11 protein-coding genes and 1 pseudogene are annotated in these 17,954 nt (G+C 59.4%); 2 read left to right on the top strand and 10 right to left on the bottom strand.

Annotated features, from left to right (window positions below; genetic code table 11):
* Positions 1-64: 64 nt before the first annotated feature.
* Complete coding sequence (locus tag AB1286_RS29045) at positions 65-994, bottom strand: NmrA family NAD(P)-binding protein (protein ID WP_430366648.1); 930 nt, start codon at positions 992-994, stop codon at positions 65-67.
* 117 nt (positions 995-1,111) lie between these two features.
* Here AB1286_RS29045 and AB1286_RS29040 point away from each other — a divergent pair, with 117 nt between their 5' ends.
* The gene (locus tag AB1286_RS29040; protein ID WP_430366647.1) at positions 1,112-2,008 is read left to right on the top strand and encodes a LysR substrate-binding domain-containing protein; all 897 of its coding nucleotides are present in this window, start codon (positions 1,112-1,114) and stop codon (positions 2,006-2,008) included.
* A 20-nt stretch (positions 2,009-2,028) separates the two neighbouring features.
* Here AB1286_RS29040 and AB1286_RS29035 read toward each other — a convergent pair whose 3' ends face one another.
* The 5 genes from AB1286_RS29035 to AB1286_RS29015 all read right to left on the bottom strand — a co-directional run bounded on the left by AB1286_RS29035 (position 2,029) and on the right by AB1286_RS29015 (position 6,117).
* On the bottom strand, positions 2,029-2,520 hold the full coding sequence (locus AB1286_RS29035) for an N-acetyltransferase family protein (RefSeq protein ID WP_430366646.1): 492 nt from the start codon (positions 2,518-2,520) through the stop codon (positions 2,029-2,031).
* The gene (locus AB1286_RS29030) at positions 2,517-2,819 is read right to left on the bottom strand and encodes a DUF1778 domain-containing protein (protein WP_430366645.1); all 303 of its coding nucleotides are present in this window, start codon (positions 2,817-2,819) and stop codon (positions 2,517-2,519) included. Before AB1286_RS29030 ends, AB1286_RS29035 begins: the two co-directional genes overlap by 4 nt.
* Before the next feature lie 96 nt (positions 2,820-2,915).
* Entirely contained in the window at positions 2,916-3,461 is a 546-nt protein-coding gene (locus AB1286_RS29025) for a hypothetical protein (RefSeq protein ID WP_430366644.1), read from the bottom strand.
* A 229-nt stretch (positions 3,462-3,690) separates the two neighbouring features.
* Entirely contained in the window at positions 3,691-4,410 is a 720-nt protein-coding gene (locus tag AB1286_RS29020; RefSeq protein ID WP_430366643.1) for a hypothetical protein, read from the bottom strand.
* A 39-nt stretch (positions 4,411-4,449) separates the two neighbouring features.
* Entirely contained in the window at positions 4,450-6,117 is a 1,668-nt protein-coding gene (locus tag AB1286_RS29015; RefSeq protein WP_430367355.1) for a filamentous hemagglutinin N-terminal domain-containing protein, read from the bottom strand.
* A 248-nt stretch (positions 6,118-6,365) separates the two neighbouring features.
* On the opposite strand from AB1286_RS29015, the pseudogene AB1286_RS29010 reads away from it, so the two are divergent.
* Positions 6,366-6,529: pseudogene (locus AB1286_RS29010) on the top strand (IS66 family transposase); the annotation flags it as partial.
* 145 nt (positions 6,530-6,674) lie between these two features.
* On the opposite strand, the gene AB1286_RS29005 reads toward AB1286_RS29010, so the two are convergent.
* The 4 genes from AB1286_RS29005 to AB1286_RS28990 all read right to left on the bottom strand — a co-directional run bounded on the left by AB1286_RS29005 (position 6,675) and on the right by AB1286_RS28990 (position 17,895).
* Positions 6,675-7,016 (bottom strand): cupin domain-containing protein, encoded by a 342-nt coding sequence (locus AB1286_RS29005; protein WP_430366642.1) that lies wholly within the window; start codon positions 7,014-7,016, stop codon positions 6,675-6,677.
* A 35-nt stretch (positions 7,017-7,051) separates the two neighbouring features.
* Positions 7,052-7,759, bottom strand: coding sequence for a succinate dehydrogenase/fumarate reductase iron-sulfur subunit (locus tag AB1286_RS29000; RefSeq protein WP_430366641.1), 708 nt, complete (start codon positions 7,757-7,759; stop codon positions 7,052-7,054).
* A 36-nt stretch (positions 7,760-7,795) separates the two neighbouring features.
* Complete coding sequence (locus tag AB1286_RS28995) at positions 7,796-7,996, bottom strand: copper chaperone (RefSeq protein ID WP_430366640.1); 201 nt, start codon at positions 7,994-7,996, stop codon at positions 7,796-7,798.
* Between the two features lie 233 nt (positions 7,997-8,229).
* Positions 8,230-17,895 (bottom strand): calcium-binding protein, encoded by a 9,666-nt coding sequence (locus AB1286_RS28990; protein WP_430366639.1) that lies wholly within the window; start codon positions 17,893-17,895, stop codon positions 8,230-8,232.
* Between the last annotated feature and the right edge of the window lie 59 nt (positions 17,896-17,954).

Here is a 17,954-nt window from a genome sequence, read left to right as displayed (position 1 = left end):
TCTTCGCGTCGCGCAACCGGAGACAGCGCGTGTTTTATCGCAATCGGTGACGGTTTCCTCATACTCATCGCTTGCTACCTTTGGTTGCGTAGTGACGTTTCATGAAGTCGAGGAGCGATGTCGGCCGCACTATCGGATATTGGTCATTCGCGACCTCGCGCAAAGTCCCTTCGCCCGACATCATCGGCAGCAGATACTGAAGCGGCAGCATTGCCATCGGATGTGCACCAGCCTTCGCCATTCGCCTTAGTTCGGCATATCCGTCCGCGATCGAGCCTCGGCGCACGCGACGAAGCTCCTTTCCTGTTGCGGCGGCGTAGTCGACTGCAATCTGGGCAATGGTGCGGCGGTCGCCTGCTACGGAAACCGTTCTATTAACTGTCGCCGGGTCGTCGATGGCAGCCGCTGTCCAAGCTGCAACGTCGCTCATGGAGGTGAAATCGAGAGGCGCCTCGTCGTCGCCCCAGTAAGTGATCGTGCCCGCCTCGGCGTCGATCAGGCCGGGGTTGGAGAACACGGCCTCCATGAATCCACCGTTCAGGATGTGCGTATAGCCGATGCCGCTCGGGGCGACCTTGCGATCGAAGGTCCGCCGCATGTCGAGGTAAGGATTAATGCCTTCGGGAATCGAGAACAGGTTCTCGGAAAAGTCAGACGGGACAAATCGCCCGACGTCCGCCGCGAGCGCTGCCTCGAGCAAACGGGACTGGCCATCAATAATGGTGTCCGGGCCACCTTGAACTGCTGAAATAACGGTACCGACGCCGGCACAGGCGTGCTCAAGGCTGAGCGGATCGTCCAGGTCCATATTGACGACGGTTACGCCGTTCGCCACCCACCCGCTTGCACGATGGGCGTGCTTACCTTTAGAACTGCCGCGCACTCCCGCACGGATTTCTCCGGCGGGCCGTGTGCGGAGTAACGCATCGATGATTCGGTGCCCCAGATTGCCGGCGGCGCCGGCGACCAGATAGCTCGTGTGTGCGTTCTCCATGACTCCCTCAGTTCGTTATGACGCTCGGTGTACGTCGTCGAGGAGGAGTCTAGGTCGTTCCGAATTTGAATATAAGATAGCTAAATCGCGACTCGCTGTTCCGATAAACGACACGAAATGGACCAAGCCGACCTCATCATATTTCTTCGATTAGCGGATAGCGGAAGCCTTTCCGGTACGGCACGGACGCTGAAGTCCCCCAAATCGTCCATAAGCCGGGCGCTCGTACGATTGGAGACGGAGATTGGCTCGGCGCTCTTCGACAGGTCCACACGACACTTTCGGCTAACCGACGCGGGAAAACTGCTACTACCCTACGCGTCGCGGGCAGTTCACGACCTACAGGAAGCGCAGGCGATCATCGATGGTTACGCGGGGGAGCCACGCGGGCTGCTACGTATCAACACGACGCAGTCGTTCGCACAGGGACTCATTGCGCCCATGCTGCCTGAATTTCTCGACCGGTATCCGGAGTTGGCCGTCGAGCTAACCACGGACTCAAATTACGTCGACATCGCGCGCGAAGGTATCGACGTAGCGGTGCGCGTGGGTACACTTCCTGACTCGTCGCTCATCGCTCGCAAACTGCCACCAGTCGAATTGTGGCTATGCGCAAGTCCATCCTATCTGTCGCGATCGGGCGTTCCGTTGGAGGCAACTGAGCTTCTTGAACATAGGCTCGTCGTTCGGGAGGCTCCCACGAATTGGGTCTTTCAGGATGGCCAAACGGAATTGACCATACAGCCGCGGGGTAGGGCAATCATTCCTGACGCGGCTGCGCAGAAGATCGTTCTTGAAGGCGGCGGCGGGATTGGTTTTCTTCCAAGCTACCTCGCAGCGCCCGCCTTGACGGCAGGTACCTTGGTTCGGGTACTTCCGTCATTAAGACGGGAACCCATCGAGCTTCACGCGCTGTATCCGACTCACCGCAGCATGTCAGCAAAGGTCCGCGCTTTCATTGATGCCCTTATTGGGCACCTTGAGACAGTCAAGCTAACGTCCTCGCGCGACTAGTAACTGTCGTCCGCCAGGGATCAGAGCGCGGCCTTCAGGTCCGCCAGCGTTATCATGACCGTCATCGGTGCAAGCGGCGAGACCTCGAAGCCTAGCGCGAGATAGAAGCGGTGCGCGTCCTGGTTGAGCGCGTGTGCGATGACGCCGCGTATCCCGATTACGTCCGCTGCCTGCACGATGCGCGCGCCGGCATCGCGCATCAGCGCCCGAGCCACGCCTTTGCCCTGCCAAGCGCGATCGACGGCCAACCGTGCGAGCACAATCACAGGTATAGGATCCGGCATGTTGGGGCGGAAACGGCCCGGCGCCGCGTCGACATCGACGGCGCCCGAGGCGAGCGCGTAGTAGCCGACCACGCCCGCATCGTCGCAGACGACGAAGGTACGCGTGGCGCCGCTCGCTTGGTTCTTGAGCGCGCGGCGCCTCAGCCATTCATCGAGGCTCGGTTCGCCCGACTCGAAGGCTTTGAGGACATGGTGGCTATGGAGGGGTTCTGGTGCGCGCAGCGTCATGCCTCTCCGCCGGGAGCGTCCCAGGGTGGGGGGGTGCGCATGGTGCGTTTGAGGCGCTCGTTCGGCGCGGGCGCGGCATCGAGGCGCGTCATGAACTCGGCGAAGACCTCGGGTGCCGCCCGGACGAGCGCCGTCTCGACAAGCGTTTCCTCCGCCGCGGCGCGCGCTGCCGCGAGAATGAAGTCGGTACGCGTCTGGCCCCGAGCAGCAGCGGCCCGGTCGATCAGATTACGCTCGTCGGACGTGATCCGCATGTTGAGCGCCTCGCGCTTTGGAGCGACGGCATGTGGGGTAGGCATAAAGGCCTCCCTGAAAAACTGGAGAAGACTGGAGTATAACAGAAGCGTAATGACGGCGTCATTACGATAAGATAATGATGCTGCTCCCTGGAGAAGTCAGGGCACCCGGCGGAACGGCGGAGGTGGCCCCCTTTCATGCACCCATATCACTACAGATATCGGCCGGAAATGAGGGATGAGAGGCAGTCCGGCCCGACAGGATACCGTCTCGCCAATTCCGGCGGCGCGACGACACCGGTGGCATCCGCGAATTCGTGGTGTGTTGGTGACCGAGACCTTCAGCAATGCCTGTTGTTCACCGGAGCCCGTGTAGTCGGCTGGCTCGCTTACCTCCATCCGCACGTTTTCGCCATCAAGGCAGAAGTACGGGGGATCCACGATCAGCGTATTCGCACAGGCATTAGCCCCCCACGCCGGCAAGCGCCCCGATTTGATCTGCAGTTTCCCCGCCCTCTGCATATCGCTGAAAGTTTCACTTGGGTTGTCGGGATTGAAGTCGCTATCGCCGCATCGCAAAGCAAAGCACATGAGTTCACCGGCGTATGGCCTGACATCGATGAAATCGATTTTCACCTGATCCCGCGGCGGCCGCGCCTGCGCCTCGAATAGCATGAACTGGCATGCACCAAATGCCGTACCCATGGAATCCATTCCGACCGTGTCATTCGTATAGGACCAGGCGCCAGCGGTCAATGTAGCTAATGCGTGTATCGACCCCTGAGTGCAGTGCGGGTCGCTGGTTATCGTTCGGTGTATAGGTGTTGACCATAACCATTCCGTGCATTGTCGGATTGCCGACGAGTGGTCGTGTCGCTGCGTCCATGCATGATCGACACCCTCCGCTTCAATGACTGCGGAGGGCTAAAGATTTCTAACGCGAGCCAACTGGGTTCAATTGCCACGCAAGCACGGGATGTGTCGCGCCGGCGGGCATGACCCAATCGCCTCCAGGGCCGAAATTCCAACCGACGAAGCTTGCGGCGTTGCCCATCTGAGCGGTGGTGAGCCCGTTCGCCGCCGGAATAGGGGTGCCGTAGCCGACACCCACCGTGGTACCCGTTGTGTTGCTGTTCCAGTACACGTCGTTCGCGATCGTTCCGGCGTTTTGCACTGCGATGCCATACGCTCCGTTGCCTGTCCCTGACTCCGCACTTGTGACTGCACCGCTCGCGAACGACTGGCTGATCGTCCCCTGGTTGCTGTACACGAGCGCGGCGCCGCTCGTGCATGCGAATGCGCCGCACCCGTTGAATACCGAAGCAGTTGCATAAGATTGGGTGATCGTCCCGGAATTGGTGCCGACCAGGCCGCCGGGGCTGCCGAAGCTGATGCCCCCAAGCACGCCATACACGCCGCCGGTTACCTGCCCCGACGCAAACGATTGACTGACCACGCCGTCATTCTCGCCGACTAGCCCGCCCAAATTTCCGCCGGTGGTGACCGCGGCGCTGCTCGACGAGCGTTGTATGGTGCCGCGGTTCGTGCCCACGAGTCCGCCGGCCGTCGTGATGTCTCCTTGCGCCGAACCTGCGGCGTCGACGATACCGGACGTGTTGACGCGCAAGATGGTCCCGTCGTTTTCCCCGGCCAAGATGCCCTCGGTCCCCGAGGTGGGTATATCGTCGGAGGTCTAGTTTATCGTGGCGTGGCCGTTGACGTTGAGATCGCGCACCACCGCCGTTTTGCCCAGGGACGCGAACATACCCACCGTTTGTGTGGGTAGCCCGTCTATCGTCAGCGATCTGATCGTGTGGCTCTGTCCGTCGAATTGGCCAGTGAATGCCGTACTGCCACTGCCGATCGGGACGTATGAGCCATCGCTTGTCGAACTCGCATCGATGTCCCTGCCGAGTGCATAGTTCCCGGCCAAATTGGCGTTGACGTGCTCCAGATCGGCCAGCGAATTGACGAGCAGGTAGCCCGTGATTTGCGTGACGAGTCCGCTGTAGATCGGCGAGGTCCACGACTTGTTGGTGAGCAGATTCCCCGGGCTATAGGTGCCATTCATATCGTAGAACAGACTGACGATGCCATGACTCGTCGACCAATCCACGGTGCCCTTGTTTGCGATGCTGCCGCCGTTATCGATTGCTTGCGCATCGGCGCGTAGAGTCAAATTGCCGTTGCCGCAGTTTCTAAGGTTCGCGGCCGCTTCGATCGTCAGCGAGTGATACGCGCCGAGTGTGAGCGATGCCGTGCCGATCCAGTGGATGCTCGAGACCACGTCGATATCGCCGCTCGTGCCGCCCGCACCGGTCGTTTGTAAGTTGATCGACGTACCGCGGTCGAGGTTGCTTTGGAAGACCGGCGCAGCCAGACCATCGATCGTGAAGTTCGGCGTAGTGATGTTCCATTGCTTCGCCTTCACGATCGGACCGCCCGCGATCCGCAGCGTTGCGGCGTTCGTATCGACGGTGCCGCCGCTGCCCGTTGCGTTCCTTGCTTCGACGGTGCCGTCGAGCCAGACTCTACCTGTATCGGCAACGAGCCATACATGACCGTCGCGCATGGTGGTGCCCGTCGCGCGCAGGATGGAGTGGTTACCGGCCAGCGCGAAAATGTTGCCATCGGCCGCTTGCAGGCTGATCTGCGCGGCTTCGACGGTACCGCGATTGACGATCTTTCCGGCACTGCCGTTCTGGACGAAAACTTGTTGGCCCGTACTGGAGTCCTGTAAGAGCACGCGTTGCCCCGCGGCAATCTCGGCCGTTCCGTGCGCAGCGCTGATGGTGCCGACGTTATCGACTTCGCTACCGGAGATGAGCAATACGTCGCCGCCGCTCGAGGCGATCTTACCGAGGTTCACGACGGTGCCGTCGTAAATGCCCAAAGGGCTCGAGAACGTCAGTGCGCCGCCGTTCATAAACGCGGTGTTGTCCACATCGAGCGTGGACGCGACGAAGCGCCCGCCGGTGGAGACGACGCCGCTCTGGCCGACGACAATGCCTTGAGGATTGATGAGGTAGACACTGCCCGTCGCGGAGAGTGCGCCGAGAATCGACGAGGGATTGGCGCCGGTGACGCGGTTCAGCGTTGCGCCGGGACCGTTGTTGATGCTGACGCTGTTGCCGTTGCCGATCGAGAAACTGTTCCAGTCGACGATGCCGCGAGCGGATGTTTGGTTGATCGTGAGCGATGTGGAATTGCCGGTCATCGACCCGGTGCCGGCGACGAAATGACCGCCTTGCGGTAAAGGTCCCGCTGCGAGGGCAACTCCTGGTATGGCGAACGAGAGGGCGATGAAGAGCGGTGTTAGTGCGGGCTGCGTTGGGTGTTGGAAACGGCGCGAGTGTTCCATCCGTGAGGCTAGAAGCATTTCGGTTCCCCTGACTTTTTGAAAGAGCGGACTCATGCCGACGCGCATGAGCTACCTCAAAGTCTATTTATCCTACGAAACTGTTCTAGAGACGGTATCGCCAAAGCAGCCGTCGATCCCGCCATCGTTAATCGTTGGGGTCCTCGGGTTGCGGCAGCGATAGTCCGGATGATCCGAGTTGGTCGGGTTATCGAAATGATTAACGGCCTCGCGCTTCTGTGTCGGTATCGGTGGCGAGTGCCTACTCGCCTGACCGTAAAGGCATCCATCTACAAATCGATCTGGCGGGATTCGAGGGCGTCTTGCAGACCGACGCCTAGAGCGTCTTCAACGAACTGTATGCGAGCGGAAAATCCGAGAAGCTGCATGCTGGGACCACGCAAGACGGTACAGATAAGACGTTCATGCCCGCACGCCTACCGAGGCGACCCGAAAGTGCTCTGACTGATTCCGCATGCGCCCCATGGCAATGGCCCACAAGTGCAGCGCCTTGGTAACAATGGCAGCTTGGTTGCCGGAGTCTACGATGGCCCCTGGGATCAGTTGTTTCGGTCGTGTGGGAGATATAAGGTCACGAGAAGGGAAGAATTTTCCAAGGCCTCGAGCCAATGGGTTTCCCCTCCCAGCAGGAATAACATGTCTCCACTGCGCATCAGTCGCACGCCCGCGCCGCTCCCGAATTTGACCGCGCCTTCCAGGCACTGCACGGTTATTTCTCCGGGCGCACGATGTTCGGGAATGTGCTTGCCGGCCGGAAGCACAAGCCGGAGGACCTCAAGGTGGTCCGCGCGTGCGAGTGTGATGGATTTCGAATCGCGCAACCCATCGCCAAGCGGCCGGACATCGATCAACTCGCCTGGTGTTGCTTTTGGTGTTGCCATAAGTGACTACCTCCGTTGGTTTTGCCCTACGCCGCTTAGATAGCCCTGCGCGCAAGCATGCTGCGAATTTCGCCGATCGCCTTTGCCGGGTTCAGGCCCTTGGGGCAAACATCCGTGCAGTTCAATATGGTCCGGCAGCGGAAGAGGCGATACGGGTCGTCGAGATTGTCGAGCCGCTCGCCCGTGCCTTCGTCGCGTGAGTCGACGAGGAAGCGATAGGCTTGTAGAAGCCCCGCGGGGCCAACATATTTATCCGGATTCCACCAGAAGGAAGGGCACGCGCCGGAACAGCAGGCGCATAGGATGCACTCGTAGAGGCCGTCGAGTTGATCGCGTTCTTCGGGCGTCTGATGCCTTTCCCGCTCAGGCGTAGGCGTGTCGTTGATCAAATATGGTTTGATCGAATGGTATTGCTTGAAGAACGCGGTCATGTCGACGATCAGATCGCGAACGACCGGCAATCCCGGTAGCGGACGCAACACCGTGTGGCGGGGGAGTTCGTTTAGGTTAGTGACGCAAGCGAGTCCATTTTTGCGGTTGATGTTCATGGCATCCGAGCCGCACACGCCTTCGCGGCAGGAGCGGCGAAAACTTAGCGTCTGATCCTGTGCTTTAAGCCGGACGAGCACATCGAGCAACATCCGGTCATGCGGCGATACTTCGATTTCATACGCTTGCATGTATGGCTTGGCGTCGCGATCCGGATCGTAGCGAAAAATTTCGAAAACTCGTGTGTCACTCACGATGTGCCTCCTTGGCCAAGCAGGTCTCGCGACACCTTAGCGTTGAGCAATTCGAACGTCGTACCCGGCATCGTAGAACGCAACGAGGAATTCTTCGGCAAAGAGCCAGGAGGACACGTCCACCGTGTTCGCTCCCACGTCTGCCGAGACCTTTGCGTCAGGGTCGACCGAAATGATGGCGTCTGCAATTTTCGGTACGTCGCCGTCGCTGAGCTGCTCCCGGATCCTAAATTTCATGGCCAGACCTTCTTTGTTAAATAACGAGCGCGACGAATATCGCCGTCGCCGAAACCTCGCGTTTCTCACATTAACTTGAAGATGCGGGAGCAAGTTGCGGTAGATCAAGGATAGCGCTTTTATATCACGATGTGATATAAAAGACTGGCGAGCAAGAGCCGCGCGCGAATGAAATATGGAGTCTGTCGGTGCAACGGCCCGCGTTCAGCGGGCCGTCCACGCGATCTGGGTTTTTAGTGATGCCAGGCGCTGTTGACCGCCGCCAGCAATGGCGCACTAGTGATGACGGCGTTCGACGGATTGGACGGATCGAACGTCGCGCCGCCGTTCATATTGGCGAAGCTCGCCCCGAATGAAGCCATCGCCTGAACCAGCGTATTGATCTGCGTATCAAGCTTCAGGCCGCTGTCTGAAAGACGAATGTCACCGAGCTGCGCATAGTTCGCGCCGACGGCAAACCAGTTGTCGATTGTGATCGAGTCGTCGGTACCGAGCACGTCGACACGTAGATTCGCCCCGGTCGACGTTACATGGCCAGTGTCATCTACGCGGTCCAGCCAGATAGCGGTATCGGCAATTCCGGAGCCCAGCACGAGTTCGCCTGCTGCCGCATTCGACGTCGTGACTCCATTCACGATCCGCTCGACTCCATCGCCTTTCGCGAAGTTGTACGTATCGACTCCGCCATTGCCCACGAGCGCGGCAAAGTGCTGCCGGGAACCATCAAGCACATCAGCGCCCGCGGTTCCGGAAATGACTGGCGATGCCGACCAGTTGCCTGCGACTGCCGTTTGTAGTGTTGCGTCGCTCGGCAACGCCGTTGCCGTCGCTGGCAGGAACGATGGATTGGCTGCCTGATAGGCGGCCATGACCCTCTCAAGCGCGTTGACGCCAGCTGTCGTCAATTGTCGGCCCCCAAGGGAAATGGACTGGAGCTCGTAAGCGCTGGACGTGAACCACTGATTGATCGTCACGCTGTCCGTCGTGCCGATGAACTGCACGAGCAGGTTCTGACCAGACTGGGAAAACCAGACGCGATCGGGCGACCAACCAGGATCGAGAGCGAGCGTATTACCCGGGAGCCCGTCCGGTACGTTGTTCGCAATGCTCTGTTGCCCATACCCGACGTTAAATACGTACGTTGTCTGCACGCCCGCGAAGCTCCCCGACAGCGTCGAGTTGCCTGGACCGGCATCGAGTACGTTATCCACTTTCGCCACAATACCGACCGAAGAAATTTTCCGCGCCCAGTTGGCGTCGATTGCGGTCGAGATGCTCGTATCTGCGGGCATTTGCGTTGCCACGGCGGGATTGAAAGCGGGATGAGCCTGCTGGTAGGCCGTCATTGCCGCGGCCAGTGCTGACATCTGGGCGCCGGTCATGAACGTATCGGCACCGACAGCGTTCGCGCCCACGAGCGTTTTGAGGCCCAGCAACTGGGAGGCGTTCGACACAAACCAGTTTTTTATCGTTTCCCTGGTCGAACTGCCGAGGACCTGTATCACCAGATCGTTGCCAGCTTGACTAAACCAGAGATTTTCTGCACCCAGTTTCGCGCCTAGCTGGAGATACCCGGCCTGCGACCCTGCGATATTCGTGATCTGATCGCTTCCATATCCCCGCTCGAGAAGGTAGCTTACGGACGCCCCTCCCGACATCGCGACATTGCCTGTGCCCGGATCGATCACGCTCGCCGCGCCTGGCGCGCTCAGAGAATCATTTGCACCGGTTCCAACGACGATGTTCGGCATGTTTGTCGATACTGCCGATCGGACGGTGGGGTCGTCTGGAAGCATCAGCGCCGTTTGCGGATTGAATTGCGGATTTGCTCGCTGGTACGCCGTCATCGCGGTGGCAAGCGCATTCACCGCCGCCGTCGTGAGATTGGTGATTGAGGCGTTGAAGGCTATGATGCGTGTGAGCGCCTCACCGCTAAACCAACCCGTGACGGTGATTTCGCTGGCGGTGCCCAGCACCTGGATTTTCAGATCGTTCCCGCTTTGCGTGAACCACAGTTTGCTAGGTAGCACTTCAGGCAGCACGATACTGCTCATCGAACCGGTTGTAGCTGCACCATTAACAATGGTTGCCTGACCCACGTTCAAGCCGAACATATACCTCGTATCGGCCCCGGGCGCGCCGACCAGTAGTTCGTTGTCGCCCGTCACTACAATCTGGTTGCCGGCGCCCCGGCCGGCTGTTACGGCGCCATTTTGTACGCCGAGAATCGTTCGCGTCCAGTAGCTGCCAAGGGCCCTAATCAACGTTTGGGTGGCCGAACTCGCATCGTTCGGAAGCTGCGTCGCCGTGGCCGGATTGAACCCGGGGTTTGCGGCCTGCCACGTCGCCATGGCGCTCTCCAGCGCGTTGATGCTGGAATTCAAAATCTGAGATCCATCTGCGAGCGTCAGATAGCCAAGTTGCGCCCCCGTTCGTGCAAACCAGCCCTTCACCGTCACTGCGTTCGTTGTCCCCAACTGCTGTATGACGAGGTCGGAGCCCGATTGGCTGAACCACAAGTTATCCGGATTTAGCCCCTCGCCCAGTACAAGCTGCCCAACCGCCGATGTACTACCGGAGACGCCATTGATGATGGTCTCCGTTTGGTTCGCCGTGGCGAAGTCATAAGTATCGATCCCGCCGTTACCCAGAAGTGTGTCGTTGAACTGGCCCGCTGGATCAAGAACGTCGTTGCCCGCTGTCCCCGTGTACGTCATGCCGCCAGGCCAGGCCGCTGTAATAGCGCTTTCGATACCGGACGGCATCGCTGTCGCCGTTTGGGGCGAGAAGCCCGGATTCTGGCTCATCCAAGCCGTCATGGCCTGTGCCAAGTGGCTGACAGCGGTCGAGCCCAGCGCCACAGTCCCGGCCTCGATCGAGGCGAGTTGACGGCATACGTTGGCAAACCAGCCCTGGATTGTTACCTTGCTCGTCGTACCGAGCACCTGAATGACGAGGTCGTTGCCCGACTGTGAGAACCACAGATTTTGGGCCGATAGTCCGGTTCCTAGCTGAAGTTGACCGGACGGTCCCGGATTCGAGGTCGAGCCATTGACAATGATGTCCTGCCCGTACCCTGCGTTGAACACATAGGTTGCCTGACCTGCACCGCCAATCAGCGTATCGTTTCCCAGTCCGCCATCGAGCCTGTCGGCTCCCTCGTGGCCGGATAGCACGTCGTTTGCAGACGTTCCCGTAAGCGCGCGTGTCCACGCACTCCCCAGAACTGTCGATAACGTTGCGTCGACCGGGAGGCCGGCTGCCGTTGGTGCACTGAACGACGGATTCGCCTGCTGGTAGGCGCTCATTGCCGCGGCAAGCTGGGCGAGCGCCCCGGTTCCGATGGATGAGCCATCCGCGAGTACCAGCGACTGCAACTGGCTGTATGCGTTCGAATACCAACCCTGGATGGTCACTTGCTCCGACGTGCCCAGCACCTGAATGACAAGATCTTTCCCGGATTGCATGAACCAGAGATTGTCGGGCGTGAGCCCCGCACCAAGCCGCAGGGTACCCGCTGCTACATTGGAGGACGCAATACCATTGACAACCGTTTCACGATAGCTACTTTGCGCAACGATGTAGGTGTCGCTGCCACCGTTGCCGATGAGCGTATCGTTGACCCCGTCTGCGGCAAGCGTATCGTTACCGCTCGTACCGCTGATGGTTCTGGTCCAGTACTCCGCAGCGACGGCTGACAAGGCGGGGGGCAACGAAGTGGCGCCTGACGGGACGAATGCGGGCGCGGAAGCCGCAAAGGCGGCCACAAGCCCGTTTACCGTGGCGGTACTCAACTGGGTCCCATCGGCAAGCGAGATGCTCGATAGCTGTCGATAGGCCGCACCAGCCGCATACCAACCCTGAACCGTAATCTGCTCCGTCGTACCCACAACCTGGATGAGAAGGTCCGTCCCGGATTGCGAGAACCACAGGTTGTTCGCGGCAAGTCCGGCGCCCAGTTGCAGTTGACCCGAGGGTCCTACGCTCCCGGCGGCACCGTTGACGATGACATCCTGACCGTACCCAAGCTTGAAAACATACGTGTCCGCGCCACCGCCGCCCACGAGCATGTCATTTCCGCCGCCACCATCCAGCGTATTGTTAACGCTATTGCCGAAGATGAGGTCGTTGCCGGACGAGCCAACAACATTCTGGATATTGCCCAGCGTATCCGTTCCACCATATCCGTTGGATGCCGTTCCGGCCGACAGATCGACAGTTACGCTACCCGGCGCACCCGCGTAGGAGGCGGTGTTCACGCCTCCGCCGCCGTTCAACACATTGTTGCCCCCGCCCCCCGAGAGGGTATCGTTCCCTGCGCCGCCTGTAATGGTGTTGTCCTGTTCATCACCGGTAAGCGTGTCGCCGTAGTTGCTGCCGATGATGTTGCGGATGTGTGTCGAGCCATCGTATGAGCGCGGCGTAACCGATGCGAGACTAACCGTGACACCGTGTGCCTCGCTGGCGAAAGCGGCCGTATCCACGCCTACGATATCGTCATAGAGCGACAACGCATTGAGCGCAACGCCGGCCAGCACGACGGTGTCAGTCCCACCATTACCAACGACAAAACTGACGTCGGTGGTATTGCCGGAATCCGTCAGACTGACGGTCCGGTTCTGCGCCGGAACGATCAGCAGGCGATCGCCTTGCGTGCCTGTCTGAAAGTTTTGCACGGTAGCGGAGCTCGTGTCATTCCAGCTACCGAAGGCAAACGTGTCGCGCCCCCCGCCACCGTTGAGGACGTGGTAACCGCCACCGGCTGCGATCAAGAGGTCGCCCCCCGTGTCCGCGCTCAGGTTCGCCGACGGTCCCGCTACCTGCGCCGACGCATAAGGACCAAAAGCCTGCAAGGCAGACAGCAGCGCGCCGAACTCGCCATTGGCGAGGTTCAACGCATTCTGTGCGGCCGATTGGGCCGACTGTAACGCATTGAACTCATTCTGGTCCTGTTGCGTATAGAAGCTGAACGTTGTGGTGTAGGTGTCCGTCACCGTTACGGTTTGGCCGTAGATATTGGTCCGCTGAAAGGACTGCGTCGTCACTTGCGTGGGCGGCAGGATACCGTTGAGTTCTGCTGAGATAGGGGACAAAACACCGGCAGCCGCCGCGAGATTGTTTTGCGTCGGCACCCACTGCGCGATTGCCGCGGCGAAGTCGGCTTCCGCGGTCAGCGCGTCTGCGCGAGCTAAGGAAGCCGCCTGCGAACTGAACGTTGCCCCTGCGTTATTGGCCGCAACTGCCGCGCCAAGCGCCGTCTGTTCGGCACTGTCTGCGTTCGCCACCCCCTGTGCCAGCGTTGCGCTGCTCGCAATCAGGCCATTCGCTTGACTGACTGCGTTGATCACGTTGCTCATCGTGCTGGAGTCGCCCAGGAAAGCCCACGTCGTGACCGTTCCCGTCGACACCTTATCCGTAGCCCGGATATAGAATGTCGTAGGCGTCAGCGCCCCGATCTGTTGATAGCTCGTCACGCCAGGCGGAGGCCCACCGAGACTGGTCCCTGGATATGGCACCCATGCACTGGTGTACAGTCCAACAAATGTCAGGGACGAACCCGATTCGGTGTACTGGTAAGCATAGTTGTAGCCAGAACCATACGGCGCCGGGAGTGCCTTCGGACTGTTGGCGAGCGCATTCGCATAACCATTAACGTTCGATACATTGGCTACCTGCCCGTTAATCGCTCCCACCTGGGAAGCTGCAACGTTCGCACCGCTTGTGGCATATGCGCCGTTGAACTGGTGCTGTGTCGCGAGCGCAACATTAGTGGCCACCGGCACCGTCGTCGGGTTCGGCAGCGGTACGAACCAACTCGTCAGGTCGATACCACCCGGCATGACCTGCACCGATTGCGGATCGAAGCCCGGGTTCGCCGTCTTGTAGAGCGACTGGATCCTGAGGATCGTAGCGACAGACTGCGGTGAAACTTGCAGGCCGTTCGCGAGGGATATGGACTCAAGCTGCTGCCAACCATTGGCGAACCAGCCTTTGACCGTCACTTGGCTGCCAGTGCCCAGCACCTGGATTACGAGATCATTGCCCGATTGCGTGAACCATAGGCTGTTGGCGCCGATGCCCGAACCAAATAGCAGCGTGCCGCTAGGGATTCCGTTAGCGGCGACACCGTTTTCGATGACGTTATGGCCGTAGCGTTCGTTGAAGAGATAGGTGTCGTTACCGCCGCCACCGATCAGGATATCGTTGCCCCCGCCACCATCGAGAACGTTGTTGGTCGTATCGCCCGAGATGGTGTCATCGTGCGCCGTACCCCTTACGTTCTGGATACCGAAGAGCGTGCTTCCAAGATTATCTGCTCCGCTCTGGAGATTGACGTTAATTCCAAGCGGAACATTCGCGTACGAAACGGTGTTTATCCCGCCGCCGCCATTGATGGTGTAGCCGTTCCCATTGACGATAAAGGTATCGTTGCCCGCGCCGCCTGTTAGCATCGTGGCGGCGGAGTCTCCGCTCAGCGTGTTACCAGCATTCGATCCGGTAATGCTCGTGACGTGAATTTGGCCGTCGTACACCCGTGAACCGCCCGTACTGAGCGTACTGGAGGCTTCAACGCCCTGATACGAAACTGCGCTGACGCCTGAGATGTTATTGACGATGTCGAGCGAATTTGCCGCGATGCCCGCGAGATCGACGGACTGGTTGTTTCCGTAGCGGATCAGTGTGCCGCCATTGCCGTCGTCCGACAGCGTCATGGTCGAGCCGACGTTCAAGAACTGTAGCTGATCACCACCCGCGCCGGTCTTGAATCCCTTGACGGTGAGATTTCCGGAGTCCGGATTCAAAAGGATCGTGTCCTGCGCCGCGCCGTCGACGAGGGTTTCACTACCGCCCGCGGCTAGGAACACATCGCGGTCGCTCGCAAGGGTCGTGGTTGCTCCGGCCTGACCGACGAACGCCTGCGCGTAGTCGCCAGACTGAGCGATAGCGGTCAGCGCACGGTCCAGGCCGTCCTTCATTTCGGCAAAGCTCTGTTCTCCAGCGACGAAGCCCGAGAAGGTATCGGCGGCGAACTGCGCGTCGCCTGCGGAAAAATAGCTATAGCCGTTGGCCAGATTGCTGCTTACCGCGTAGCTGACGGGCACAAGCGCGTTCAGCTCGCTGGAGACGTTCGACAGTTCCTGCGACAGCCCCGCAACCTGCGCCACCGTGTTCAGGTAGCCCGCGATCGCGTTACCCCATGTGGTGTTCGCAGTCCGAGCGGCCGTTTGCGCGGCGGCAACATCGGCCGCGGCACCGGTCAGATCAGCGTGCTCCGCCGCGACTTGTGCCGACATAATGGCATTGGCACCCGCCGCAATTGCATTGGCCGTATTGACGGCCACCGGCTTGAGCGCACCGATATCGTTCAGCGCCCGGACGGTATCTTCCGGTGCGGTGCTATCGAGCCTGTATTCACCTCCCCAGGCTTTTGCCCCGGCAATGGGTGTGGTGCCAAGCGCAGAGATATATTGCGGCACGCCCGTTTCGTGAAGGGTATCGCTCGCGCCCACTTCTATCCGGCTCGTGGTGTACCACGCCTGGATCGTGGCGATGGCTCCCGAGAAGCTGACTGACACACTCTGCAAGCCGTTTGTGATTGCCTGCGCCTGACCGGCGGCAGTAGCCGCGTATGCCTTGCTGACATATTCGCCGACGGCGAGCGCACCGGCTGCGGAAATTCCAGCCGTCCCGGTTGTGCTACCGGCTGACGTGGCCAGGCCAATATCGTCGATGGCAAGGGTCGTGCCGTTCGCCATCGTATACGAGGCGGAACTCTCGACTGTGTTGCCACTGACGTTCTGGTTGATCGGCGTCGACTGAAGACTAATTGATGTAATCCCCAGGTCTGCCAGCGAGTGAAGTTCTCCGGCATCCTTCTGGCCGTTTTGGTTGGCGTCCACCCAAACCTGCAACTCATCGAAATAGGACACACCAGTCGTTGAGTCGATCAGCGAGGTGGCTTTCGAGAATGCGGTCGCCCCGGATGTTGCGAGGGTCGCCAGTGCCTGAAAGCCGGTTTGGTTCGCCGGCGGAGTTGAACCATTGGCGGAGAAGTGCTCGCCAAACCATTCGCTTGCGTTATCGATGACTCCGTTATGGTTTTTGTCGAACACGAGAATGCCGTTGGTAGGCCCCACCCATCCGACTTGCTCGCGCGTGCCTGTATCGTTGATGTCGAACGTAGCAGTGCTTTGCGATGCCGGGACGAGGTTGATGCCCTTGCCATCCAGGTCCAGTACGAGGGGAGATTGCACGCCAAAGCCCGAGACTTGAACGTTGACTTGCCACTGGCCAGGTATGGTGCGAACTGCGGTCGAAATGAGCGATTGCAGCGCGGCGGCCGCGGGATCGAAGGTCCCCGCTGCCACAATGCCGGCCAGTGAAAACGTTGAGCCTGGCGCAGGCCCGATGAAGGCCGCGACCCACTTGTCGGAAACGTAGCCATTAGCAATGCGCTGGCTCAAATAGTTCAGCGCCGTAACGTCTTCTGTCAGTGCCGCGTCAATCCCGACGAGAGTGGTTACATCGGATGGCAATCCGGCGCCATTACCAGCGGCGATCAGATTTAGGTCATTGCCATATACGCTCGCGACCAAGTTTTGACTCGCTGCGTTGATTTGAGCAGCGTTGGCGTTTGCCCCGGCGGCGACAGCGGATACCACGTTGCGGCCGCTATAGGTTGTCCCGTTTTGTGTCCAGCTCGATAACGCCAGTTGGCCGGAGAACTGATCGATCCATTGAGCAGTGACTGCGCCGTCTGCACTTTGCGCACCGACAGAAATGCCAGAGCTGCTCACCGCAACTGCCTCGTCGACGCCGGATTGTTTGCCCGTCAACACGATTTGGTTAGCGCTATCGGTGACACTGAAGCCTTCCCCCAATACAAAACTGGGCCCGGCTAGATTCCCTCCTAGTAAAATGGACACTATCCCGCTGCTGTCCGTGCGTATGGCAATTGCTAGTCCGGCGACATCGACACCGTCGAGCACGACCGAGCTGCCGTTGGCTAGCAAGATCGTGTTTTGCGTCCCACCCAGGGTTACGCTGCTATCGTCTCCTACGGACACCGTGGCGCCGCTGATATTTAGGCTGTTGCCAGTGCCGGTCACCGAGTAGACGATTGCGCCGTCCTGGTGGGTAGTTTGCATTTCGCCTGTTAAGATGCCATCGGCGTAGCTGTCGATCAGCGTGACCTCACCAGACGTGTTGTAGTACGACGTCTGCCTAAGCCCGCCCGACGCGTCGTAATTTGATTGATTCAGCAGGATAGCTGCGGATGTATAGGAGGCGGCTTCCTGCATCTGCCCGTTAGGACCATAAAGTGTCGCGGTGAACGCGAGTCCGGGAGCAAAATCGATAGACTCGGCCGCACCGGACGTCAGGTTTTCCTTAATTGAAATCGGCAGACCAGTGCTGGAGTCAGTTGTAAAACTGACGCTCGATATGGGCGCAGGTGCTGTTAGCGTTCCTGGGCGCTTAGCGCCCCAGTGGGTGCCGTAGTAATCGGCGTAGGTTTGACCGGTGTTGCTTGTCGGTAGTGTTGCATAGTAACCGCCAGCAACATCGATCATTATGTTCTTCAGTACATCTGTCGGCGTGCCGTTAGCCGTCTGCTGCGCATATAAGGTATTCAGGACGGAAATTAGACTTGTACCTGTCGGCGCGGAATACCCCCCGGCTACTGTGATCCCCGTGCCACTACCCTGAAGTATCTCCTGATAGACAATAAAATTGTTGTAAACCGCCTCCCCTTCTTGATGCAAACCCTCCCACTCGGCAAAACCGTAGTCTGTTTGCAACTGAGGAAGGTAATTTTTTTGAAGATCCAGATCTGACGTATTGCTTAAATAATGTCCGATCTCATGCGAAAGCACACCGACGAAAGTTTCAGCATCCATTCCGGAGCCACCACCCCCATCACCATATAAACCAAAGACGATTGCATTTTGACCCGGAT

Origin of the sequence: Trinickia sp. NRRL B-1857 (assembly GCF_050470685.1) — a bacterium.
Taxonomy (GTDB): domain Bacteria; phylum Pseudomonadota; class Gammaproteobacteria; order Burkholderiales; family Burkholderiaceae; genus Trinickia.
Note: the sequence above shows the minus strand (reverse complement) of the source record. Positions and strands in the feature narration are given on the sequence as shown.